The 23790-nt window shown below is 61.5% G+C and carries 21 protein-coding genes; 19 read left to right on the forward strand and 2 right to left on the reverse strand.

Translation table 11 applies throughout. The features are described 5' to 3' along the window. From nuoG to SPHS8_RS00705, 12 genes are read left to right on the forward strand one after another with little or no spacing between them, the layout of a single operon-like run. Entirely contained in the window at positions 1-2007 is a 2007-nt protein-coding gene (gene nuoG / locus SPHS8_RS00650; RefSeq protein ID WP_201513461.1) for an NADH-quinone oxidoreductase subunit NuoG, read from the forward strand. After that, positions 2004-3053, forward strand: coding sequence for an NADH-quinone oxidoreductase subunit NuoH (gene nuoH / locus SPHS8_RS00655; protein ID WP_097091198.1), 1050 nt, complete (start codon positions 2004-2006; stop codon positions 3051-3053). Before nuoG ends, nuoH begins: the two co-directional genes overlap by 4 nt. Then, positions 3050-3535, forward strand: a complete 486-nt coding sequence (gene nuoI, locus SPHS8_RS00660; protein ID WP_097091199.1) for an NADH-quinone oxidoreductase subunit NuoI — start codon at positions 3050-3052, stop codon at positions 3533-3535. The genes nuoH and nuoI overlap by 4 nt, the downstream gene beginning before the upstream one ends. 33 nt (positions 3536-3568) lie before the next feature. Further along, positions 3569-4180: an NADH-quinone oxidoreductase subunit J gene (locus tag SPHS8_RS00665; RefSeq protein WP_097091200.1), complete on the forward strand. Its 612-nt coding sequence runs from the start codon at positions 3569-3571 to the stop codon at positions 4178-4180. Beyond that, positions 4177-4482, forward strand: a complete 306-nt coding sequence (nuoK, locus tag SPHS8_RS00670; RefSeq protein WP_037463269.1) for an NADH-quinone oxidoreductase subunit NuoK — start codon at positions 4177-4179, stop codon at positions 4480-4482. Before SPHS8_RS00665 ends, nuoK begins: the two co-directional genes overlap by 4 nt. A 6-nt stretch (positions 4483-4488) precedes the next feature. After that, positions 4489-6603, forward strand: a complete 2115-nt coding sequence (nuoL, locus tag SPHS8_RS00675) for an NADH-quinone oxidoreductase subunit L (RefSeq protein ID WP_201513462.1) — start codon at positions 4489-4491, stop codon at positions 6601-6603. After that, positions 6603-8177 (forward strand): NADH-quinone oxidoreductase subunit M, encoded by a 1575-nt coding sequence (locus tag SPHS8_RS00680; RefSeq protein ID WP_201513463.1) that lies wholly within the window; start codon positions 6603-6605, stop codon positions 8175-8177. The genes nuoL and SPHS8_RS00680 overlap by 1 nt, the downstream gene beginning before the upstream one ends. Then, positions 8177-9613, forward strand: a complete 1437-nt coding sequence (gene nuoN, locus SPHS8_RS00685) for an NADH-quinone oxidoreductase subunit NuoN (protein WP_201513464.1) — start codon at positions 8177-8179, stop codon at positions 9611-9613. Before SPHS8_RS00680 ends, nuoN begins: the two co-directional genes overlap by 1 nt. Positions 9614-9618: 5 nt before the next feature. Continuing rightward, a complete protein-coding gene (locus tag SPHS8_RS00690) occupies positions 9619-10317 on the forward strand; it encodes a biotin--[acetyl-CoA-carboxylase] ligase (RefSeq protein WP_268933192.1) in 699 nt (232 codons plus the stop codon). A gap of 16 nt (positions 10318-10333) precedes the next feature. Further along, positions 10334-11113 carry a type III pantothenate kinase gene (locus SPHS8_RS00695; protein WP_201513466.1) on the forward strand — a complete coding sequence of 260 codons (780 nt, stop codon included), beginning with the start codon at positions 10334-10336 and terminating at the stop codon, positions 11111-11113. Beyond that, entirely contained in the window at positions 11113-12750 is a 1638-nt protein-coding gene (locus tag SPHS8_RS00700; protein ID WP_201513467.1) for a ribonuclease J, read from the forward strand. The genes SPHS8_RS00695 and SPHS8_RS00700 overlap by 1 nt, the downstream gene beginning before the upstream one ends. 11 nt (positions 12751-12761) lie before the next feature. Continuing rightward, a complete protein-coding gene (locus tag SPHS8_RS00705) occupies positions 12762-13022 on the forward strand; it encodes a DUF1467 family protein (protein ID WP_097091207.1) in 261 nt (86 codons plus the stop codon). Positions 13023-13099: 77 nt separating this feature from the next. Here SPHS8_RS00705 and SPHS8_RS00710 read toward each other — a convergent pair whose 3' ends face one another. Next, positions 13100-13756, reverse strand: coding sequence for a response regulator (locus SPHS8_RS00710; protein ID WP_097091208.1), 657 nt, complete (start codon positions 13754-13756; stop codon positions 13100-13102). Then, a complete protein-coding gene (locus SPHS8_RS00715; protein WP_201513468.1) occupies positions 13753-15462 on the reverse strand; it encodes a histidine kinase in 1710 nt (569 codons plus the stop codon). Before SPHS8_RS00715 ends, SPHS8_RS00710 begins: the two co-directional genes overlap by 4 nt. A gap of 131 nt (positions 15463-15593) precedes the next feature. Between SPHS8_RS00715 and recO the strand changes: the two genes are divergently transcribed. The 7 genes from recO to SPHS8_RS00750 all read left to right on the forward strand — a co-directional run. Beyond that, complete coding sequence (gene recO, locus SPHS8_RS00720) at positions 15594-16328, forward strand: DNA repair protein RecO (RefSeq protein WP_201513469.1); 735 nt, start codon at positions 15594-15596, stop codon at positions 16326-16328. A gap of 51 nt (positions 16329-16379) precedes the next feature. Then, entirely contained in the window at positions 16380-17426 is a 1047-nt protein-coding gene (leuB, locus tag SPHS8_RS00725; protein WP_201513470.1) for a 3-isopropylmalate dehydrogenase, read from the forward strand. Between the two features lie 10 nt (positions 17427-17436). After that, on the forward strand, positions 17437-18645 hold the full coding sequence (locus SPHS8_RS00730) for a trans-sulfuration enzyme family protein (protein ID WP_201513471.1): 1209 nt from the start codon (positions 17437-17439) through the stop codon (positions 18643-18645). 33 nt (positions 18646-18678) lie between these two features. Beyond that, on the forward strand, positions 18679-19077 hold the full coding sequence (apaG, locus tag SPHS8_RS00735) for a Co2+/Mg2+ efflux protein ApaG (protein ID WP_097091212.1): 399 nt from the start codon (positions 18679-18681) through the stop codon (positions 19075-19077). Beyond that, positions 19074-19865 carry a LysR family transcriptional regulator gene (locus SPHS8_RS00740; RefSeq protein ID WP_201513472.1) on the forward strand — a complete coding sequence of 264 codons (792 nt, stop codon included), beginning with the start codon at positions 19074-19076 and terminating at the stop codon, positions 19863-19865. The genes apaG and SPHS8_RS00740 overlap by 4 nt, the downstream gene beginning before the upstream one ends. Before the next feature lie 117 nt (positions 19866-19982). Continuing rightward, complete coding sequence (locus SPHS8_RS00745; protein ID WP_236574904.1) at positions 19983-20501, forward strand: tetratricopeptide repeat protein; 519 nt, start codon at positions 19983-19985, stop codon at positions 20499-20501. A 690-nt stretch (positions 20502-21191) separates the two neighbouring features. Continuing rightward, a partial coding sequence (locus tag SPHS8_RS00750; RefSeq protein WP_201513473.1) for a beta strand repeat-containing protein occupies positions 21192-23790 on the forward strand: 2599 nt, incomplete at its 3' end.

A 23790-nucleotide genomic window follows, 5' to 3' on the forward strand; every position in this document is an offset into this window, starting at 1 on the left:
ATGCCCAAGGTCAAAGTAGACGGCGTAGAACTCGAAGTTCCGGCGGGCGCGACGGTCCTGCAGGCGTGCGAGATGGCGGGGAAGGAAATTCCGCGCTTCTGCTATCATGAGCGCCTGTCCATCGCGGGCAATTGCCGCATGTGTCTGGTCGAGGTAAAGCCTGGGCCGCCCAAGCCGCAGGCGAGCTGCGCGCTGCCCGCCGCCGATAATCAGGAAATCTTCACGCAGACCGAGATGGTCAAGAAGGCGCGCGAAGGGGTGATGGAGTTTCTCCTCATCAACCACCCGCTCGACTGCCCGATTTGCGATCAGGGCGGCGAGTGCGATCTGCAGGACCAGTCGGTCGCCTATGGCCGGGGCGGCAGCCGCTTCGAAGAGAATAAGCGCGCCGTTACCGAGAAATATATGGGTCCGATCGTCAAGACGGTCATGACCCGCTGCATCCAGTGCACCCGCTGCGTACGCTTTGCGGAGGAAGTCGCTGGTGTGCCGGAAATCGGCGCGATCTATCGCGGCGAGAATATGCAGATAACCACTTATCTCGAACATGCTGCCAAGAGCGAGCTGTCGGGCAATGTGGTGGACCTCTGCCCGGTCGGCGCGCTGACGTCGAAGCCCTACGCCTTCGAAGCGCGTCCCTGGGAGCTGCGCAAGACCCCGGCGATCGACGTGATGGATGCGGTCGGCACCAACATTCGTCTCGATAGTCGTGGCCGTCAGGTGCTCCGCGCCGTGCCGCGCATCAACGATGACGTGAATGAAGAGTGGGCGAGCGACAAGACCCGGCACAATGTCGATGGCCTGGTGCGCAAGCGGCTCGACAAGCCCTTCGTGCGCAAGGATGGCAAGCTGGTTCCCGCCACGTGGGAAGAGGCGTTCAAGGCGATCGCCGCCGTCCAGCATGGCGGGTCGGTTGCGGCGCTGGCGGGCGACCTGCTCGATTGCGAGACGATGTTCGCGGGCAAGCTGCTCGTCGAAAAGCTGGGCGGCACAATGCTCGAAGGGCGTCAGACGGGCTTGGCTTATGACGTGTCGAGCCTGTCGGCGGTCAACTTCAACACGACGCTGAATGGCATTGAGACGGCGGACGTGATCCTGCTGGTCGGCACCAACCTGCGTTGGGAAGCGCCGCTGGTGAACACGCGCATCCGCAAGGCGATCAAGAAGGGCGCGAAGGTCTTTGCGCTCGGGCCGCAGGTCGATCTGACCTACAAGGTCGAATGGCTGGGCAATGATGCGTCGCTGCTGGCGAAGCTTCCGGAAGCTGTGGTCGAGGCATTCGGCAGGGCGGCGCGTCCGGCGATGATCGTGGGCGGCGGCGTGCTGGCCAAGGATGGTGCGCATGGCGATACGCTGGCGCTGGTCGAGACGCTGGGCCTGATCAAGGATGGTTGGAACGGCTATAACGTGCTGCACTTCGCGGCGGCGCGCATGGGCGGTCTGATGCTGGGCTATGCGACCACGGGCGGGATCAAGGCCGTGGCTGCGGCCAAGCCGAAACTGCTCTTCTCTCTCGGTGCGGACGAGGCCGATTATTCGGCATTCGACGACAGCTTCAAGGTCTATGTCGGCCACCATGGCGACAAGGGCGCGCATGCGGCGGACGTCATCCTGCCTGGCGCCAGCTATGCCGAGAAGGCGGGCACCTATGTCAACCTGGAGGGCCGGGTGCAGCGCGGTGAAAAGGCCGTGTTCGCGCCGGGCGATGCGCGCGAGGACTGGTCGATCCTGCGCGCGCTTTCCGAAGTGCTGGGCGCGACGCTGCCGTTCGACAGCTTCGACGCATTGCGGGCGGAGATGTCCAAGGCGGTTCCGGCGCTTGGGGGCGAAGGTCTCGCCGATTATGGATGGTCCGTGCCGTCGCTGCCCACCGGGGCGAGCGGGGAGTTCGGTTCGCCGATCAAGGATTTCTATCTGACCAACGCCATCTGCCGCGCCAGCCCGACGATGCAGCAATGCTCGGCCGAGTTGATCCACGGGACAAGCTTCGCGGAGGCCGCAGAGTGACCGCTTTCTTTCAAAATTGGGGGCTTCCCTTCAACGGAGCGTGGCTGCTGTCCACGGTGATCGGCATATTGGTGATTGCCCTGCCGTTGATGCTGGCAGTGGCCATGATCATCTATGCCGATCGCAAGATTTGGGCGGCGATGGCGCTGCGCCGTGGTCCCAACGTCGTCGGGCCCTTCGGGCTGCTTCAGTCCTTTGCGGACGGGGCGAAGGTGTTCCTGCAGGAAACCATCATCCCTTCGGCCGCTAACCGTGCGCTCTTCCTGATCGCGCCGATCATCACCTTCACCGTGGCACTGATCGCCTGGGCGGTGATCCCGTTTCAGGCGGGCGTGGTGCTGGCGAACATCAATGTCGGCTTGCTGTACATCCTCGCGATCAGTTCGCTCGGCGTGTACGGCATCGTGCTGGCGGGCTGGGCGTCGAACTCGAAATATCCCTTCTACTCGGCCATTCGCGCCAGCGCGCAGATGATCAGCTATGAAGTGTCGATCGGCTTCATCCTGGTCTGCGTGGTGCTGTGGGCGGGGAGCTTCAACCTGACGGCGATTGTCGAAAGCCAGCGCGGCTATTATGGCTTCATCAACGGCCATGCGTTCAATCCGCTGCTGTTCCCGATGTCGATCATGTTCCTGGTGTCGGCCATGGCGGAAACCGGTCGAGCGCCGTTCGACCTGACCGAAGCGGAAAGCGAACTGGTCGCGGGCTACCAGACCGAATATTCGTCCATGTCGTTCGCGCTCTACTGGCTCGGCGAATATGCGAACGTCATTCTGATGTGCGCGCTTAACGCCATTCTCTTCTGGGGCGGATATCTGCCGCCGATCGACTGGGCGCCGCTTTACTATGTACCCGGGATCATATGGCTTTTCGCCAAGATCCTGTTCTTCTTCTTCGTCTTCTCCTGGGTGAAGGCGACGGTGCCCCGTTACCGCTATGACCAGCTGATGCGGCTGGGCTGGAAAGTGTTCCTGCCGGTGTCGCTCTTCTTTGTCTTCCTGGTATCGGGCTTCCTGATGTTTACGCGCTACGGAGGCGCTCAATGAGCCTCGGCTATTACGTCAAATCCTTCACGCTCTGGGAGTTTGTGAAGGCGCACGCTTTGACCTTGAAATATTTTTTCAAGCCCAAGGCGACGATCAACTATCCCTATGAAAAGAACCCGATTTCGCCGCGGTTCCGGGGGGAGCATGCGCTGCGCCGCTATCCCAATGGGGAAGAACGCTGCATCGCATGCAAGCTGTGCGAAGCGGTGTGCCCGGCTCAGGCGATCACCATCGAGGCGCAGCCGCGCGACGATGGCAGCCGCCGCACGACGCGCTATGACATCGACATGACGAAGTGCATCTATTGCGGCTTCTGTCAGGAAGCCTGCCCGGTGGATGCGATCGTTGAGGGGCCGAATTTCGAGTTTTCGACCGAAACCCGCGAAGAGCTTATCTACGACAAGGCGAAGCTCCTTGAAAATGGCGACAAATGGGAACGCGCTCTTGCCGCGAACCTTGCCGCCGATGCCCCCTATCGTTAAGCCGCGACCCGATCGAAGAGGATATATGATCCTGTGATTCACGTGCTTGCCTTTTACCTGTTCGCCACATTAGTGGTGTGCAGCGGCGCGCTGACGATCCTGTCGCGCAACCCGGTTCATTCGGTGCTGTGGCTGATCCTGGCGTTCTTCAACGCGGCAGGGCTGATGGTGCTGCTCGGCGCCGAGTTCATCGCGATGCTGCTCGTCATCGTTTATGTGGGCGCGGTCGCCGTCTTGTTCCTGTTCGTCGTGATGATGCTCGACATCGACTTCGCGGAATTGCGGGCCGGTTTCGTCGATTATCTGCCCTTTGGCATGCTGATCGCGCTGGTTCTGCTGGCGGAGATCGTTCTGGGGATCGGCATCTGGAGCGCCGGGCCGATCGAACTGGCGCAGCGCGCGGCGCCGGTGAACCCGGAAATGTCGAACATACAGGCGATCGGAACGCTTCTTTACACGCGTTACATCTTCCTGTTCGAAGCAGCAGGCATCGTGCTGCTGGTAGCCATGATCGGCGCGATCGTGCTGACTCATCGTGCACGCGGCGGCGTCAAGGGCCAGAACATCGCCCGTCAGAACCGCCGCCGTCCGCAGGATGCCGTGCGCAACGTCAATCAGCCCGTGGGGCAGGGGGTGGAGCTGTGATCGGCCTTCAGCACTATCTGGTCGTCAGTGCGATCCTCTTCGTGATGGGGGTGCTGGGCATCTTCATCAACCGCAAGAATGTCATCATCATCCTGATGGCGATCGAATTGATCCTCTTGAGCGTGAACATCAACCTTGTCGCCTTCAGCGCCTTCCTCGGCGATCTGGTGGGCCAGGTGTTCAGCATGTTCGTGCTGACCGTCGCGGCGGGTGAGGCGGCCATCGGCCTTGCCATCCTCGTCATCTATTTCCGTGGTCGCGGCACGATTGCCGTCGATGATGTCAACCGGATGAAGGGCTAAAGCTCGATGATCCAGCTTATCGTCCTTCTCCCGCTCATCGCGGCTGTCATCGCGGGCCTTGGCAACAAGGCGCTGGGGAAGCTGCCCGCGAAGATCATCACCACCGGCGCGCTGCTCGTTTCCTGCGCGCTTAGCTGGCCAATCTTCATCAGCTTCCTGACCGGCCATGCCGAACCTTATGTGGCCCCGGCCTTCACCTGGATCCAGTCGGGCAGCTTTGACGCGCAATGGGCACTGCGTGTGGACGCGATGACGGCGGTCATGCTGGTGGTCATCACCAGCGTGTCGAGCCTCGTCCACCTCTACAGCTGGGGCTATATGGAGGAGGAGCCGGATCAGCCGCGCTTCTTTGCCTATCTGTCGCTCTTTACCTTCGCGATGTTGATGCTCGTGACGGCGAACAATCTGCTTCAGATGTTCTTCGGTTGGGAAGGCGTGGGCCTCGCTTCCTATCTGCTGATCGGTTTCTGGTTCCGTAAGCCCTCCGCAAACGCGGCCGCGATCAAGGCGTTCGTCGTGAACCGCGTCGGTGACCTCGGCTTCATGCTCGGCATTTTCGGCACCTATCTGGTGTTCAACACCATCTCGATTCCGGAGATTTTGGAAGCCGCGCCCTCAATGGCCGGATCGACCATCGGGTTCCTCGGCTATCGCTTCGACACGATGACAGTGCTCTGCCTGCTGCTGTTCATCGGCGCGATGGGCAAGTCGGCGCAGCTCGGCCTGCACACCTGGTTGCCGGACGCGATGGAAGGCCCGACCCCTGTGTCGGCGCTGATCCACGCGGCAACCATGGTGACGGCGGGCGTGTTCATGGTGTGCCGCCTGTCGCCGATGTTCGAGGTGTCGCCGACAGCGCTTGATTTCGTGACCTTTATCGGCGCTGCCACCTGCCTCTTTGCAGCGACGGTTGGCACGGTGCAGAACGACATCAAGCGGGTCATCGCCTATTCGACCTGTTCGCAGCTCGGCTATATGTTCTTCGCGGCGGGCGTCGGCGCTTATGGGGCGGCGATGTTCCACCTGTTCACGCATGCTTTCTTCAAGGCGCTGCTGTTCCTGGGGGCAGGCTCGGTCATCCATGCCATGCACCATGAACAGGACATGCGCTATTACGGTGCGCTGCGAAAGGAAATCCCGGTCACCTTCTGGACGATGACGCTGGGCACGCTGGCGATCACGGGTGTCGGCATTCCGCTGCTCGGCTATGGTTTTGCGGGCTTCTATTCGAAGGACGCAATCCTGGAATCGGCATTCGCCGCAGGTGGCTATGGCACCGGGGCGTTCCTGGTCGGTGTATTCGCCGCGCTGCTCACCAGCTTCTATAGCTGGCGTCTGGTATTCCTCACCTTCTTCGGCAAACCGCGCTGGGCTGCTTCAGAGCATATCCAGCATGCGATTCATGGGCATCATGAATCGCCGGACGAAGAAACCGCTCATGACGATCATGCGACGCATGGTCATGGGTCGGAGCATGCCAACGCTCCCGCTCAGGAAAATGCGGGCCATGATCCGCACGGACATGAAGCGGACGCACATGCGCTGCACGGCGGAACCGGCGGCTATCACCCACATGAGAGCCCTTGGGTCATGTTGTTGCCGCTCGTGGTGCTCAGCCTGGGCGCGGTGTTCGCGGGCTTCCTCTTCCATGACCAGTTCATCGGAGCCGAAGGCGGCATCGAGTTCTGGAAGGGCGCCCTGGCGTTCGACAGCCATCTGATGCATGCTGCGCATGAGGTCCCGACCTGGGTCAAATTCTCGCCCTTCGCGGTGATGCTGACCGGCTTTGTGATCGCGTGGCTGAGTTACATCAAGAATACCGACTGGCCGCGTCGTTTCGTGGCGGAATTCGGTGTGCTGTACCGCTTCCTGCTCAACAAATGGTATTTCGACGAGCTGTATCACTTCCTGTTCGTCAAGCCTGCCTTCGCCATCGGCCGCTTCTTCTGGAAGTTCGGTGATGTGGGCTTCATCGACCGCTTCGGGCCCAATGGGCTCGCCGCGCTGGTCGTGCAGGGCAACAAAGTCACCCGTCGGCTTCAGTCCGGCTACCTCTACACTTACGCGTTGGTGATGCTGATCGGCCTCGCCGCGGCCGCAACCTGGGCGATGACACGATAATGGACGGCTTCCCCATCCTTTCCCTGATGATGGCAGTGCCGATGGCGGGGGCCATCGCCTGTCTCTATGCGGGCGCGAACACGGCGCGCTGGATAGCGTTGTTGGCGACGCTGGTCGATCTGGCGCTTGGCGTCTTGCTGTGGGCGAATTTCGACCAGTCGGGCAGCGCTGCGCAGTGGCAGTTCCAGGAATATGCACCGATCTTCGGCCGCTTCGCCTGGGCGCTGGGCATCGATGGCATCGCCCTGGTGCTGATCATGCTGACCGTCTTCCTGATGCCGATCTGCATCGGGGCGAGTTGGGAAGCGATTCAGAAGCGGGTCGGCGAATATATGGCGGCCTTCCTGTTCATGGAGGTGCTGATGATCGGCGTCTTCACGGCGCAGGATATCTACCTCTTCTACGTGATGTTCGAAGCTGGCCTGATCCCGATGTATTTGATCATCGGCATCTGGGGCGGGGCGGATCGCATCTACGCATCTTACAAATTCTTCCTCTACACGCTGCTTGGATCGGTGCTGATGCTGATCGCGATGATGTGGATGGTGCATGAAGCAGGCACGACCGACATCCCGACGCTGATGGCGTATAATTTCGATCCGCATGTGCAGATCTGGCTGTTCCTCGCCTTCTTTGCGAGCTTTGCGGTCAAGATGCCGATGTGGCCGGTGCATACCTGGCTGCCTGACGCGCACGTTCAGGCGCCGACCGCTGGCTCGGTCATTCTGGCGGGCGTGCTGCTGAAGATGGGTGGCTACGGTTTCATCCGCTTTTCGCTCCCGATGTTCCCGGAAGCTTCGGCGCAACTCGCCTGGCTGGTCTGGGGTCTGTCTATGGTGGCCGTGGTTTACACCAGCCTCGTCGCGCTGGTGCAGACCGACATGAAAAAGCTGATCGCCTATTCGTCGGTCGCGCACATGGCGATCGTGACGGTCGGCCTGTTCGCCTTCAACCAGGCGGGGATCGAAGGCGCGATGATGGTGATGCTGGGCCACGGGCTGGTATCAGGCGCGCTGTTCCTGTGTGTCGGCGTCATTTACGATCGGCTGCATACGCGTGAGATTTCGCGATACGGCGGGCTCAGCATCAACATGCCGAAATATGCGGTTCTGTTCCTGCTGTTCACCATGGCGTCGGTCGGTCTTCCGGGCACTAGCAACTTCGTCGGCGAGTTCCTGGCGCTGATGGGCATTTATCAGGCGTCGAGCTGGGTAGCGCTGGTCTGCACGACGGGTATCATTCTGGGCGCGGCCTATATGCTCTATCTCTATCGCCGGATCGCTTATGGCGAGCAGAAGAATGCTGACGCCGCCGCTATGCCGGACCTGTCGATGCGTGAGATGTGGCTGCTGGCGCCGATCGCGGCTGCCGTGCTGTGGATGGGCATCTATCCTGAGAGCTTCCTGGCGCCGATGCGGTCCGATATCCGCGCGCTGGAGGCCCGCATCGCCTCTGCGGCTCCGGTGGGTGATAGCAGGATCAAGATGGGTCCCGCCGTCCCGAAGGCTGAAGCCCATCACGGCGAAGACCATAGCGCTATGTCCCAAGAAAAAGCGTCGGGGGAGGCGCACTGATGATTGATTCCGCTTCCCTTTTGGCTGTTCTGCCGGAGCTTGTCCTGACAGCGGGCGGCTTGGTCCTGCTGCTGACGGCTGCTTTTGGCGGTGATGGTACCGCACGCGTAGTGAACTGGCTGTCGGTGCTCACGCTTCTCGTCGCGGGTCTGACGCTGCCGGTGTCTATGGAGCATGGCCCGCTTGCATTTGACGGGTTGGTGCGCGCGGATGCCTTCTCGATCTTTGCCAAGGCGCTGATCTACGCCTCGGCGGGCGCTGCGATCCTGCTCGCGCCGCGCTATTTCGCTGCTGGTGGTGCAGTGCGTCCGGAATATCCGGTTCTGATCCTGTTCAGCAGCGTCGGCATGGGCATGATGGTGTCGGCAGGTGACCTGCTGACGCTCTATGTAGGGTTGGAGATGCAGAGCCTTGCCGCCTATGTGCTGGCGAGCTTCATGCGGCAGGATGAGCGGTCTTCCGAGGCTGGCCTTAAATATTTTGTGCTGGGGTCGCTGGCGAGCGGCATCCTGCTCTATGGCACGGCGCTGCTGTACGGCTTCACCGGCAGCACGAGTTTCGATGGCATCGCGGTGGCGCTGGGCGACGGCGTGGGCAAGGGCGAGCTGTTCGGCATGGTGTTCCTGCTGGCTGGCCTTGCGTTCAAGATGAGCGCGGTGCCGTTCCACATGTGGACGCCCGACGTCTATGAAGGCGCGCCGACGCCAGTCACGACCTTCTTCGGCAGCGCGCCCAAGGTGGCAGCGATGGCGCTCACCGTGCGCGTCGCGATCGAGGCGCTTGGGCCCGCCGGGCTCGACTGGCAGCAGATCGTGATCTTCGTGGCGCTGGCTTCGATCATCTTCGGCGCGGTGGCGGCGATCGGCCAGACGAACATCAAGCGGCTGATGGCCTATTCGTCGATCAACAATGTCGGCTTTGCGCTGATCGGCCTTGCTGCGGCGACGCCTGCGGGCGTGGCGGCGACGATGAGCTATATGGCGATCTATGTCGTCATGACGATCGGTGCTTTTGCCTGCATCCTGCAGATGCGTGATGCGCAAGGCCGTCCGGTGGAAAGCATCGCAAGCCTGGCGGGCTTGTCTCAGTCGCGCAAGGGACTGGCCGCTGCACTGGCGATCTTCATGTTCTCCATGGCCGGCATCCCGCCGCTGTTCGGCTTCTGGGCAAAGTTCCTGGTGTTCGACGCGGCGGTTGCTGCGGGGCTGACCGCGTTGGCGGCATTTGGCATCGCGGCTTCCGTGATCGGCGCCTTCTATTATCTGAAGATCATCAAGACGATGTACTTCGATGAACCGGCTACCGCCTATGAGGCGCGGGGCGGGGCGGTCGAGAATGTTATCCTGACCGCCTGCGCGGTGGTGATCGTCGTTGGATATCTGTTGAACCCGGTGCTCGATCAAGCGAGCGCGGCGGCTGCGGCGTCGCTGTTCTGAGCGACATCCGCTTCGTCGAAGAGACCGGATCAACCAACGCCGACATGCTGGCGTTGGCGGATCAGGGCGTGGCGGAAGGAACATGGCTGCGTGCGGGCCGTCAGGTCGGCGGGCGAGGCCGCATGGGGCGGACCTGGGAAAGTCCTACGGGCAATCTCTATTGTTCCACACTGGTGCGGCTGCGCCCGGGTGATCCGCCTGCCCATTTGCTTGCTCTGGTCGCGGCGAACGCGGTTCATGCGCTCGTTGCGCCATCGTGTGACGGGCAGGCGCGGATCAAATGGCCTAATGATGTCCTGGTCGAGGGCGCGAAGATCGCCGGAATCCTGCTCGAACGCGCAGGCGACGCGATTGTGGTCGGGATCGGCATCAATGTCGTGGATCATCCGGCCGGGTTGGACAGGCCGGTCACAAGTCTTGCAGCGCAAGGTGCCGCTGATGCAGAAGCGGGAGCGTTGCTGGAGAGGTTGGCGCAATTGTTCGGCCATTGGCTGGCTGTCTGGCGGGCCCAAGGACTGGAGCCTGTCCGGGCGCACTGGTTGTTGAACGCTCATCCCACTGGCACGGCAATGCGGGTCGTGCAGCCTGACGGCGAGACGATCGAAGGAGCTTTCGATACGCTTGACCAGCAAGGCATGCTGATCCTCCGCTTGGCGAATGGCGGGACACGTGCCATTCATGCGGGCGACATCCTACTCATCTGATATCCGGGGACGGGCCATGCTTCTCGCGATCGACGCGGGCAATACCAATGTGGTTTTCGCGCTGCTTGACGGGCGTGAGATCCGTGCGCGCTGGCGGATCGCGACAGACCCGCGCCGGACGGCGGACGAGTATGCGGTGTGGCTGAACCAGCTGCTGATGCTGGAGGGCTATGGCATCGCCGATGTCGATGCGGTGATCATCGCGACCGTCGTGCCCCGCGCGCTGCATAATCTTCAGGTGCTGGCGGAGAAATATTTCAAGACGGCTGCGCTGGTCGCGGGGCAGGCGCCGGTCGAATGGGGCGTGGAACTTGACGTCGCGGAGCCTGCTTCCGTCGGCGCGGACCGGGTTGTCAACGCCATCGCCGCGCACCATCTATATGAAGGCGATTTGATCGTCATAGATTTTGGGACTGCAACCACCTTCGACGTCATCGACTATCAAGGGACGTACAAGGGCGGAATCATCGCGCCGGGTATCAACCTGTCGCTCGACGCGCTGGTAGCGGCGGCCGCCAAGCTTCCGAAGATCGCCATTGCGCCACCGGAGAACCGTTCGGTTATCGGTCGGACGACCGAAGCGCAGATGCATATCGGGGTGTTCTGGGGCTATGTGGCGATGATGGAAGGGCTGGTTGCCCGGATGCGGGCGGAGATTGGCCGTCCGGCAAAGGTAATTTCGACAGGCGGCCTTGCCGTCCTGTTCGATGAGAATAGCGAAATTTTCGATGCGATCGCGCCTGACCTCACCATTTTGGGTCTGGCGCTGTTGCACGAGCGGAGTTTGAAGAACTGATGACACCTAAAGACGAGCTGCTCTTCCTGGCCCTTGGCGGGTCGGGGGAGATTGGCATGAACGTCAATCTTTATGGCTGCCAGGGCAAATGGGTGATGGTCGATCTCGGCCTGACATTCGCCGACCCGGCATATCCCGGCGTCGAACTGGTGCTGCCGGACCTGTCCTTCATCGAGGAGCGCCGTGAGGACCTGCTCGGCATCGTGCTCACCCATGGGCATGAAGATCATATCGGGGCAATACCCTATCTCGCCGCCGATCTGGGCGTGCCGCTTTATGCTACCCCATTCACGGCGGGGCTGATCAGGCTGAAGCTGGAGGAAGAAGGCCTTACCAGCGAGGTCGAACTCAACGTCATCGACAATGAGGGAAGCTTCGCCCTGGGGCCGTTCGGGTTCCGCTACGTGCCGCTGGCGCATTCGATCCCCGAAGGCAATGCGGTGTTGATCGACACGCCTCACGGGCGCGTGTTCCATACCGGTGATTGGAAGATCGATGAGAAGCCAGTGCTGGGGCAGCCGTCGACGCCGGAAGAACTGACGGCGATTGGTGATGAAGGCGTGCTGGCGCTGGTGTGCGACAGTACGAATGTGTTCAATCCCGAGGCGAGCGGTTCCGAAGGAGACGTGCGCGAAGGGCTGATGCAGACGATCACCGGCGCGAAGGGACGTGTGCTGGTCACGACCTTCGCCTCGAACGCCGCGCGTTTGCAGACGCTGGGCGAAGTGGCGAATGCCGTCGGACGCAAACTGTGTGTCGCGGGCAGGTCGCTCGACCGGATCATCTCGACCGCAAGGACGGCGGGTTATCTCAAGGATTTCCCGCCCACGGTCGACTGGGACGACGCGATGGCGCTTCCCCGCAACGAGGTGATGATTATCGCCACCGGAGGGCAGGGGGAAGCGCGGGCGGCGCTATCGCGGATCGCTTTCGACAGTCATCCAATCAAGCTCGACACCGGCGATCTCGTCGTTTTCTCGTCCAAGCAGATTCCGGGCAATGAAATCGCCATCGGGCGCATTCAAAATGCGCTGGCGGCGAAGGGCGTGCTGATGGTCACGGATCGTCAGGCGGAAGTGCATGTGTCGGGTCATCCGGGACGGCCGGAACTTGAGGCCATGTATCGGTGGGTGCGGCCGCAGATCCTGCTGCCAGTGCATGGTGAGCGGCGGCATATGGCGGAGCAGGCGCGGCTTGGGCTTTCGAGCGGCGTACCAAGCGCGATTGTCCAGTCCAATGGTGACCTGTTGCGGCTTGCGCCCAATGGCCCCGAGATCATCGGGCATGAAGCGACTGGGCGTCTGGTTCTGGATGGCGACGTGATCCTGCCTGCGGATGGATCAACGATGAATGAGCGGCGCAAGGTCGCATTGCACGGGCAGATCAGCGTCGCGGTGGCTCTCGATCGCAAGGGCAAGCTGATGGGCGAGCCAGCGCTGCGTACGCAAGGCGTGCCGGTGGAAGAGGACAAGGCTGCCTTCCTGGCCGAAGCCGCGGATGAGGCGGCGGAAGCTGTCGGCAAGGGCTCGCAGGAAGAAGAGGCGCTGCGCGAACGGGTACGTCTGGCCGTGCGCAGGACGGCGACACGCTGGACGGGCAAGAAGCCGGTGGTGGACGTGCTCCTCATTCGGGCCTAAGGCTGCGCGCCATGAACTGGTACGCGATCCTCGCCATTTATGTGCTGTTCTGGGTCATCAGCGCGTTCATCGTCCTGCCGTTCGGCATCCGCACGCCCGATGAGACGGGTGAAGTGATGCTGACGGGACAGGCGGATAGCGCGCCCAGCAACTTCCGTCCCGGCATGGTAGCCGTTCGTGCTACGATCCTGTCGGCGGTGCTGTTCGGGCTATATTATGCCAACTATGTCGAGGGCTGGGTAACGCTGGAGCAGATCACGCGCCGTTCGTGAGGGGTTTCGACAAGCTCAGCCCGGACGGTGGTGAGGGGCTGGACAAGTATTGAGCCGTCAAGAATTGCGCGCGGCCGTCAGTGCAATCCAACGGCCGGTATGTCGTTGTCCATCGACAACATCATGATGATGAGTTCGGAGCGGGATTTTATGCCCAGCTTCTGAAAGATGCTGTGTAGATGCACCTTGACCGTTCCTTCGGTCAGGCCGCAGCGGGCCGCGATTTCGCGGTTGCGCAGGCCAGCGCGGATCAGCCCGGCAATCTCCAGTTCCCGATCGGTGAGGGCAGCGAGGCTGTTATTTTCGTTCGATGGGGCGGATATGCTGTGCACCAGGGCCTGCTCCATGACGGTGGGCGAAATGCTTTTATTGCCGTCCAGAACCTCGGTTATGCAGGTGAGCAGTTCCTTGGGGTCGCTGTCCTTGAGGACGACACCGTCCACGCCCAGCTTTATTGCTTCCAAAGTCTGGTCGGGCCGGATGTGGACCGTCATGAAGATGACGGGCACGGTGCTGCCGCTTTCCCGAATGGCTGAAAGGATGGCGAGGCCGCCGCCGTCCTTCATGCTGACGTCGAGGATCAGCAGGTCCGGCTGATCTGCCTTAAGTCGGGCGATCGCCTCGCTAACGGAGCGGGCGCAGAAGATGACGTCATGTCCATGCGAACTCAAAAACTGCGCCATGCCGTCAAGGAAGATCGGGTGGTCGTCTACTATCGCAATCTGCGCCATCATATCGGGGACCTCGGCAGGGATGAAGGAAGCCTAATCGAAATAAGTGAATTCATGCTTAAATTGTGGAAATAGGCGGTGCCGCCGATCTTTCCCAAACGCTTCATGATGGATTGCGACTGGAGTTCAAAGTCGCCGGTATAGCTTTGCTGCTCAATCGGTTGGGCGCCGGGATTGTCCTTCAGTGCGATCAGAATCTCATCATCCGCCTTCGCAAGCGAGACAGTGATGTGTTTCGCGGCGGCATGCTTCACCGCGTTCGCAGCAGCTTCTCTGAGCAGGAACTCGACCTCGGCGGCTGTTTCGGACGTCACCATCATGGGATGATCGATCGGATTGAGCCGGCATTCGATCCCCCATTGCAGGGCAATGAACCGGCAGCAGGCCTCGACATCGTGAACAAGGTCGACATCGTCGGGACCAGTGTCCGTGACATTGAGCAGGCGGCGCAAATGCGCCTGCTCTGCCGTGACGAGTTCCTCCATCGCGAGCAGTTCGGCAAGCTGGTGCGGCGCGTTGATGGCGGCCAGGCCATGTTGAGCAGTGACCAGGCGGACGCGCAGCGCGGCGAGCGTCTGAAGGACGCTGTCATGAAGATCGCGGCTGAGCGCCAGCCGGGCCTCCGCAAACGTCCGGTCCCGCCATGCGATCAAGAAGAAATGCCGTTCCAGGAAGAGTTCCAGCCCTTCCTGAATGCGCAATGCGCGGAGGAGTGCGGCGGGGGACCAGCCATGGCGCGCACCGACATACAGGCGGCCCCGCAATTCTCCAGCCTGGACGTGGAAGCTGACGCCCTGTCCTGGACCCAGCAGGCTAGACAGTGCCTCCGTGAGGTGCGCGGCCTTCTCCGTGCGCGTTATCCCCAGACGGTTGCGCATAAGCAGGCGGCTGGATTGGCTAGCGTAGACAAAGGGCGCGTCCGTAGGTGAAATGCGCGTCAGGGCTTCCACTTGTTGCTGTGTCAGGGAGACGGTGTGAACGCCATCCGCACTCGCGAGTTCGCAGTGGCTTGCGCCATCGCCAATCTGCCAGATGAAAGCACAATAGCGAGCCGCCATAAGCTCGGATATCTGTTCCACCACGAAGCGCGGCAGCGATTTCTGGAAAGATAGTCCCACGGCCTGCAACCGTTCGGACCAGTCGATCAGCCGCCGTTCCAGTATCGACATGCTGAGCATCGACGCAGCGATGGTGCAGCCGATGATGACGGTGATGCCATCGATCGCGCGGTCGACCTCCGCAACATGACGTTCAGCGGCCCAAGGCTCGTAAGACCCTCGCGCCAGGAAAGCGAGGACGAGGCAAAGTGCCAGCACGATGATAGAGCCGCGGCCGAACCGTTCGGAAGCGGACCAGGCAACGAAGAAGAGGCAAGCGAGCGCCGGAATTTGCAAGGGTTGGCAAAGGGCGATCACCGTCAGGAAGATGATCGCGTCCACGATCAATGTCAGTGGCCGGAGCAACAGGCCGAGAGGCGGCGACAGCACGTGCTGGGCCACGCCAAGGGCAGTCCAGAGCCAGAGGCCGCTCTGAATGAGCATTGCGCTGTGCATGAAATCGGGTTCGGGATCGAACATCGCCGTGATCTGCCACGTGGCGGCAACGGCGAAGGCGACGCGGGATATGGCAAAACCCAGCGTCGGTGATCGACCCAACCAAAGCACCAGGCGGTCCATCGCGGTAGATGACGCCTTGGGCATATTCAACATGGTGGCTTGTCCCCCGACTCCCACCGCCATGTTTCACCACAGCCGGGCGACAGAAACAACATATATCAATCTTTTATCCCGATGCACCCAATGGCATGGCGCGGCGAAACATGGGCCGCTAAGGATGATGGATGGCTGTGCTTATCACTCCTGCCCTGATTTGCGGGGTAAGGTCCCATGGCGAACATGGTGCCATTGCACGGCTTTTGACTCCGGATCATGGCCTGCTGGCGGGCTATGTGCGGGGAGGCCGATCCCGCGCATTGCGTCCCGTGCTGCTGCCCGGGAATAGCGTGAAGGCGGAATTCCGGGCACGAACCGAAGAGCAGCTTGCCGGGCTAGCGGTCGAACTGGATCACAGCCGGGCGCCATTGCTGTCCGAGCCGTTACCGGCTGCCGCGATCGATTGGATATGTGCCCTGACGGCAGTGGCTTTGCCGGAGGGAACACCGTATCCGGCCCTGTACCAGGCCTTAGACGGCGTCCTTGGGGCGGTCGATGCCGCGCCAGCGGCGCGAGGCTGGGGCGCTGCACTGGTGCGCTACGAACTGCTGATGCTGGCCGAATTGGGCTTTGGCCTTGATCTTGGGCGGTGCGCGGCGACGGGCGGCAACGAGGATCTGGCCTTTGTAAGCCCGCGCAGTGCTGCGGCGGTCAGCAGGGCGGGCGCGGCGGGATATGAAAAGCGGTTGCTGCCGTTGCCCCGCTTTTTGATCGAAGGAGGCAGCGGCGACTGGCCGAGCATCGTCGACGGATTGCAGCTGACCGGCTTCTTTCTGGAGCGGTCGGTGCTGACCGACTGGCGGGCTGACACGCTTGCCGCGCGCGAAAGGCTGGTCGACCGACTGAAAAGAGCGGTTGCGTGAGGCGCGGCGGCTTCATAAGGGGCGGCCAAGACATTGAAGGAGTTTCGCGCCATGTTGATCGCCCTGTTCCCTGGAGATGGTATCGGTCCGGAGATCATCGCACAGGCGCGGCGCGTGCTCGATGCGCTGGCGATCGAGGGTCTGACCTATGAGGAAGGGCTGGTCGGCGGGGCTTCCTATAAGGCGGTGGGCCACCCGTTGCCGCCTGAAACGCTGGATATCGCCCGTCGTGCGGATGCCATATTGTTCGGCGCGGTGGGTGATCCCGACTGCGACTCGCTGGAGCGGCATTTGCGGCCGGAGCAGGCGATCCTTGGTCTGCGCAAGGCGTTGGGGCTTTTTTCAAACCTGCGCCCGGCCAAGGTCTTTCCGGAACTCGCCGACGCATCTGCCCTTAAGAAGGAGGTGGCGAGCGCCATCGACCTGCTGATCGTGCGCGAGACCAATGGCGACGTCTATTTCGGCGAGAAGGGCATGCGCAAGACGGCCGACGGGCTGCGCGAAGGCTATGACATCATGTCCTATAACGAAGAGCAGGTGCGCAAGATTGCGCATCAGGGCTTCCAGGCCGCACGCGCGCGGCGCGGCAAGCTCTGCTCGGTGGACAAGGCCAATGTCCTGGAAACCAGCCAGCTGTGGCGCGACGTGGTGATCGAGGTTTCGGCCGAATATCCCGATGTCGCCCTGTCCCACATGTATGTGGACAATGCCGCGATGCAGCTGGTGCGTGATCCGGGCCAATTCGACGTCATCGTGACAGGCAATATGTTCGGCGACATCCTGTCCGACCAAGCGAGCATGTGCGTCGGATCGATCGGCATGCTGGCTTCGGCGACCCTCAACGACAGCAATCAGGGCCTGTATGAGCCGATCCATGGTTCCGCGCCCGATATCGCAGGGCAGGGCAAGGCCAATCCGCTTGCAACGGTCCTGTCGGCGGGGATGATGCTGCGTTACTCGCTTGGGCTCCCGGAACAGGCTGACCGGATCGAGGCTGCTGTTGCCAAGGCACTCGCCCGTGGCGCGCGTAGCCCCGATCTGGGCGGAACCATGAACACGGTCGAGATGGGCGACGCGGTGCTCGCGGCGCTGAACTGAGGAAGAAGCGATGAAGCGCAGGAGCGGGCAGGACCCGGCTATCACCAAGAACTGGCGGCCCGCGACACTCGCCGTGCGGGGCGGCAGCGCGCGTAGCGAATGGGGCGAAACGTCCGAGGCGCTGTTTCTGACCAGCGGCTATTGCTACGACCGTGCCGAAGACGCAGCAGCGCGCTTCGCGGGTGATCAGCAGGGCATGACCTATAGCCGCCTGCAGAACCCGACCGTCGAGATGCTCGAAAAGCGTATCGCGCTGCTGGAGGGCGCCGAGGCCTGCCGCGCGACCGCGACGGGCATGGCGGCGATGACGGCGGCGCTGCTGTGCCAGCTGTCGGCAGGGGACCATGTGGTGGCTGGCAAGGCGCTGTTCGGATCGTGCCGCTGGCTGACCGACACGCTGCTGCCCAAGTTCGGGATCGAGACGACCACCGTCGAAGCTACCGATAATGGCGCCTGGGAAGCAGCGGTGCGGCCGAATACCAAGGTATTCTTCTTCGAAACGCCTGCCAACCCGACGATGGACGTTGCGGATCTGGAAGCCATCTGCGGTATCGCGAAGAAGCATGGCATCGTCAGCGTGGTCGATAATGCCTTCGCAACACCGGCGCTTCAGCGGCCGCTGGAGTTTGGCGCGGATGTCGTTGCCTACAGCGCGACCAAGATGATGGACGGTCAAGGCCGAGTTCTGGCAGGCGCGATCTGCGGAACGGAGGATTTCATCCTCAACACGCTGTTGCCGTTCCACCGCAACACTGGGCCGACGCTGAGTGCGTTCAATGCTTGGGTGGTGTTGAAGGGTCTGGAGACGCTGGACCTGCGTATCCGCCGACAGAGCGAGAATGCGCTCAAGGTCGCGAAGTTCTTGGAAGGCAGGGTGGCGAAGGTGCTTTATCCCGGCCTGGAAAGTCACCCCCAATATGCCCTCGCGGCGAAGCAGATGGAGATGGCCGGGCCGATCTTCTCGCTTTACGTGGGCGGGGGGCGGAAAGAAGCTCACGGCCTGCTCAACGGGCTGGAACTGGTCGACATCAGCAATAATATCGGGGATTCCCGGTCGTTGATGACGCATCCTGCTTCGACGACCCATTTCGGCATGGCCGAAGAGGCACGGCTGGAGGTTGGCATCACTGAAGACATGCTGCGGCTAAACGTCGGTCTGGAAGATGCGGACGATGTGATCGAGGACCTCGATCGCGCGCTCAAGTCGATAGGCCGTTGACGAGAGCAGGGGGAAAGGCGCATTTCTTTAGCCGTGAACGCGCTCTTTCCCTTTCATGCGACCACACGCGATATAAACGTGCATGTTGCTGTTACGTTCCTGCCGGAGCAATCGGAGCCTGATCGCGGGCGCTGGTTCTGGGCCTATCATATCCGAATCGAAAATGACGGGGATCAGCCCGTGCAGTTGCTCACACGCCATTGGGTGATCACGGATGGGCGTGGCGCGCAGCATCGGGTGGATGGTGACGGCGTGGTTGGCGAGCAACCGGTGGTACAGCCGGGAAAAAGCTATGACTATGTTTCGGGTTGCCCACTCAACACGCCGACCGGATCGATGCGCGGGCATTATCACATGATCGGCGCCAGCGGGGAGACGTTCGACATCGCTATTCCTCATTTCGCGCTCATAGCCCCGGCGGTTGCCGAATGAAGCGTACGCATTTGCCGTTGAACGGCCTGCGCGTGCTGGATGCTGCAGCGCGGCATTTGTCTTTCACGCGGGCGGCCGACGAACTGGCGGTGACACCCGCAGCCGTTGGCCAGCAAATCCGCGCGCTGGAGGACCTGCTTGGCGTCGTGCTCTTCCGCCGAACGCCCAAGGGCCTGGAGCTTACCCCGGAAACCGAAGCCGGGCTGGAAGCTTTGCGGGCGGGCTTTCTGGAATTTGAAGAAGCGGTAAGAGCGATGCAGGCGGGACAGTCCAGTTCCTCGCTGACCATAGCCGCTCCGCGGGACATCACCGCCAAATGGCTGCAGCCGCGCCTCGCAAGCTATGCTGCCAGCCAACCCGATCTCAAATTCGCACTGGTGGCGGCGGACGAGACGCTGGATTTTACTGAGGCCAATCTCGACCTGGCGTTGCGTTTGACTGACGGGCCGGGCGAACATGAAGGGGTGAAGCTGGGCGAGGCGAGCTTTGTCACTGTTGAAGCGGCGGACGGAGGCCCTGAACTTCGTGTCGATTGGCCCGGCTGTCCCGCAGCGAGCGAACCGGCGGCGATCCGTGTCGCGGACGCCGGGCTCGCCATTGAAGCGGCGATCAACGGTTTCGGGCGAGCTACCGTGCCACTGCTTTTGGCGCAGGCCGATATCGAGGGGGGGCGTGTGAAGCAGGTGGGGGAACAGCAGGCTTCCACGCTTGGCTATTGGTTGATCGCTCCGCTGCCGCAATGGCGCCAGAAGAAGGTGAAGGCCTTGATAGAGGCGCTTCTTTCCTGACCAGCGGTTCGCGGCCTTCTTTGCTGCGGTTGGATTGTTCTGGCTGGGCCATGCGATGAGGGGGGTAGCGCGGTGGTCGTTCGATGCTTCAACGGGAAAGCTGGAGCGTGCGCTCTGTTGCTCCTCTGCCTGACGCCTGCCACCTGGGCGCAAGCGCCCTATGTAGCGGACGTCACTGAGGCGAGGGAGAAGGAATGGCGGTCCTTGGTGGCGGCAGCTCAGGGGGCCTATGCTGCAGGGCGCCCGCTGGAAGGCACTGAGCCCGCGCGAAAGGCACTGGCGCTGGCCGACGATCTGTTCGGGCCTGATGATCCCCGCACGTTGATCTCCGCCAATGATCTCGCCCTATTATCGGAGAGCACAGGTCATTATCGCGATACCGAGCAATTGCTTCGGCGGGTATTCGACAGCTATCTGCGTACGCGTGGCGAAGACGACCCGAATTGCCAGTTGGCGCTGGAGAATTTGATCGACTTTTACCTGGCGCGAAAGCGGCCGGACGCCGCTGCGCCCTTGGTGACTTACGCATTGGCCTCCTTCCGCAGAACAACCGGTGCAACCAGCGAGCGCAGCCGTCGGATGGAAGATATCGCGATGCGCCTGTCCACGCGCGATGCTGCCACGGCGGCGGACTGAGGCGATGTTCATTATACCTAAGGTATAGCCCGTAGGGTTAATTGCTAAACTGTCTGCGGCTGCTATCCCCATGTCACCATCGGACGCAGGCGTTCAATTTTCCGCTATTCGTCGGCAGGATGTCTGCCGTTTGCGGACTTGGCGCGCTAATGAATGTAAATCCGTTGGGTCGCAAATGGGCGGGCGGTCGGCTAATTGGCTGGCCGCCCGCTTATCATTTGCGGGTTAGGCGCTCAGCCGATGGGACATCATCTTACCCGCTGAATGACAAGGCGCATCGTCCGAGTCGCATCAGAGGCCGAAAAGAGAATTAACTTAGATTGCTTTCCAGCTATAAGACGAAGGATATAGTGGTATCTAAATAACTATATCGTTCGAAATAATACGTGAGTTATTTTTTCGACCCTATTGCATTTAAATGGTTAATAAAAGTTGATTTTCCGTGACTCACTTTACCGCCACCGAATAAGATTAGCCGTCGGGTCAGAAGTAATAAGACGATGGGGTTAATCCGGGGCGGTCGAAGGCTTGTTCAGCCTCACCGACGGGAGATTGCAGACAATAGGCAATAGCTGATCCGCTAATGCCATATGTCGATGAAGATGAACTTCTCAATGCTCGTGTAGCGTTGGGGAACGATCTTCTGCGCACTTCTTCGGTCCGTCCCACGGTGACAGATGGGATGGAAAGATGGATTTCGAGCGCGAATGGAATGTCGATGCCGCCGCTGACCGTCAGCAGGCGCATGACCCCGCACTGGATGCACTCGCTGCTCGGGTGAAGGGGCACCATATCCAGCCAGGCACGATGCGCGCTGTCTCGATTGGCACAGACGGCGTCCTTGTCCTCCCCGCGGGAACCGACATCAACGACATAGCCGTTGACGGCCGTAACCTGATCGTCACCCTGCCTGACGGCACACAGATGGCCATTTTGGATGGCGCCGTCGTCGTGCCGCGCATCGTCGTAGGTGACGTGGAAATTCCTTCGGTCAACCTCGCCGCGCTGTTGATCGGCGAAGAACCGCAGCCCGCTGCCGGCCCGGCCCGCAGCTCCGGAGGCAATTTTCTGGCTGCCGAAGGGGACGTGGGCAATCCTCATGGTCTGGGTGACCTGCTGCCGCCGACCGAATTGTCCTTCAGCCAACCTGAAGAGCGGGAAATCCTTCCCATCGCGGCCGATGAAGACGAGGACAATCTGCCTCAGCTTGAGGTTCCTAGCTCAGGCGCTGGCACAGCCGTCGATGAATCAGGGCTGGGCGTAGTGAACCGCCCGGGCGAGTCTCCCGGGTCGAATGAACCGGCTCCGATTGAGACGACTACCGGCACGATCACCTATGTTGCGCTGGACGCACCGGCAACGATCGCGATCAATGGCCAGATCATCACGGCTGTAGGGCAGACGATTGTCGGGACCAGCGGCACGCTGACCATCGTCAGTATCGCTCCGGGCTCTGTCGGCTACACTTACACTGTAACGGACAATACGTCGGGTGACAACGTAACCGACAACTTCACGGTCACGGTGACAGACTCGGACGGCGACAGCGTCACCAAGGATCTGGTGATCAGCGTTATCGATGACGTGCCTACCGCGCATGATGATGTCGTCCAGCAGAGCGCAGAGGATGCCTCGGTCGCCATCAATGCGTTCGCCAACGACGTTTTCGGCGCGGACGGCGTCGACATAGACAATAATCCCGCCGTGCGCGTGACCATCGTCAGTGGTCCGGCCGAAGGCACGGTGGTTTACAATCCCACGACCGGCCTATTCACTTTCACGCCGGTAGCTGGTCAGGAAGGCACGGCCAGCTTCGTTTACCAGATCCAGGACGGTGATGGAGATACGTCGCAGGCCACCGTTACCATAACTCTGCAACCGGATTCGACACCGAGCGTCGAGGTTCAGGCAGGATCGGACACGTTGGTCGATGAGGCCGCGCTGAACCCCAATGGTTCCAATGCCGCTTCGAACGGGGAGACCGCCGCTGGCGTCCTCCTCATTGCCACCGGTAACGACGCGGTCGGTTCGCTGGTCATCAACAATGTTGACGTGACCAATGGCGGAACGGTCAAGGGGAGCTTCGGCACGCTCACGGTAAGCGGTTCGCCGGCGGCCGGTTATAGCTACAGCTATACGTTGGAAACGCCCACGTCGGGCGATGCCACACAGGATAGCTTTGCAGTCACCGTGACCGACAGCGATGGAGATGCTGCAGGTACGACGCTGAACATCGGCATCGTGGATGACCGGCCACAGGCCATCGATGATATCGGCAATGTTGTTGTAGAAGACAGTGCCGCCAGCACCCTCTCCGGCAATGTACTGAGCAACGATGTGTCGGGCGCTGATACGCCCAAGAGCTTTGTCGCCTGGGGTGCGGATGCCGCAGCGGTGGCGGAGCTCAACAGCTACGGCACGCTGACGCAGAACAGCGATGGCAGCTGGAGCTATGTGCTCGACAACAGCCGGGCGGCGACGCAGGCGCTGGGCAGCGGGTTTGCCAAGGACTTCACGCTCAACTACATGATGCAGGATGCCGATGGCGACCAGTCGCCTGCGACGCTGACCATCACGGTGAAGGGTGCCGATGACAGCGCAAGCGTCGTGACAGCAGCAGCGACCGGCCCAGACGCAACCGTCTATGAGGCGGGCCTGCCGAGCGGTACGGCGCATGATGGCAGCCATGTGACCTCCGGCAGCTTCACCGTGTCTGCGACGGACGGCATCGCCAGCATCACGGTGGGAGGCACAAGCTTCACCCTGGCGCAGATGCAGGCGTTCGGCACGACCAATGGGGTGGTGAACACGGGTGAGGGGACCCTGACGCTCACCGGCTACAATGCCGCGACCGGAGCGGTGAGCTACAGCTATACGCTGCTCGCCACCATCGACAATGACAGCAAGACAGGCGCAACCCTCACCGAGTTCGACGACAGCATCGCGCTGAGCGTCACCGGCACCAGCGGCACCAGCGGCAGCGATACGCTGGTCGTGCGGATCGTGGACGACGCGCCGGTTGCGGTGAACGATGCGGGCGGCACGCTGACCGAGGATGTGGCGGGAAGCCTGTCGGGCAATGTGCTGAGCAACGATGTGTCGGGAGCGGATACGCCCAAGAGCTTTGTCGCCTGGGGCGCGGATGCCGCGGCGGTGGCGGAGCTCAACAGCTACGGCACGCTGACGCAGAACAGCGACGGCAGCTGGAGCTATGTGCTCGACAACAGCCGGGCGGCGACGCAGGCGCTGGGCAGCGGGTTTGCCAAGGACTTCACGCTCAACTACATGA

This window comes from Sphingobium sp. S6, assembly GCF_905120495.1.
Taxonomy (GTDB): domain Bacteria; phylum Pseudomonadota; class Alphaproteobacteria; order Sphingomonadales; family Sphingomonadaceae; genus Sphingobium; species Sphingobium agri.

Bases quoted from the DNA above. Each gene is read 5' to 3' on its own strand.
- nuoG (WP_201513461.1), top strand. From the start codon at position 1: ATGCCCAAGGTCAAAGTAGACGGCGTAGAACTCGAAGTTCCGGCGGGC.
- nuoI (WP_097091199.1), top strand. From the start codon at position 3,050: ATGAGCCTCGGCTATTACGTCAAATCCTTCACGCTCTGGGAGTTTGTG.
- nuoL (WP_201513462.1), top strand. From the start codon at position 4,489: ATGATCCAGCTTATCGTCCTTCTCCCGCTCATCGCGGCTGTCATCGCG.
- SPHS8_RS00680 (WP_201513463.1), top strand. From the start codon at position 6,603: ATGGACGGCTTCCCCATCCTTTCCCTGATGATGGCAGTGCCGATGGCG.
- nuoN (WP_201513464.1), top strand. From the start codon at position 8,177: ATGATTGATTCCGCTTCCCTTTTGGCTGTTCTGCCGGAGCTTGTCCTG.
- SPHS8_RS00695 (WP_201513466.1), top strand. From the start codon at position 10,334: ATGCTTCTCGCGATCGACGCGGGCAATACCAATGTGGTTTTCGCGCTG.
- SPHS8_RS00700 (WP_201513467.1), top strand. From the start codon at position 11,113: ATGACACCTAAAGACGAGCTGCTCTTCCTGGCCCTTGGCGGGTCGGGG.
- SPHS8_RS00705 (WP_097091207.1), top strand. From the start codon at position 12,762: ATGAACTGGTACGCGATCCTCGCCATTTATGTGCTGTTCTGGGTCATC.
- SPHS8_RS00710 (WP_097091208.1), bottom strand. From the start codon at position 13,756: ATGATGGCGCAGATTGCGATAGTAGACGACCACCCGATCTTCCTTGAC.
- SPHS8_RS00715 (WP_201513468.1), bottom strand. From the start codon at position 15,462: ATGTTGAATATGCCCAAGGCGTCATCTACCGCGATGGACCGCCTGGTG.
- recO (WP_201513469.1), top strand. From the start codon at position 15,594: ATGGCTGTGCTTATCACTCCTGCCCTGATTTGCGGGGTAAGGTCCCAT.
- leuB (WP_201513470.1), top strand. From the start codon at position 16,380: ATGTTGATCGCCCTGTTCCCTGGAGATGGTATCGGTCCGGAGATCATC.
- SPHS8_RS00730 (WP_201513471.1), top strand. From the start codon at position 17,437: ATGAAGCGCAGGAGCGGGCAGGACCCGGCTATCACCAAGAACTGGCGG.
- SPHS8_RS00740 (WP_201513472.1), top strand. From the start codon at position 19,074: ATGAAGCGTACGCATTTGCCGTTGAACGGCCTGCGCGTGCTGGATGCT.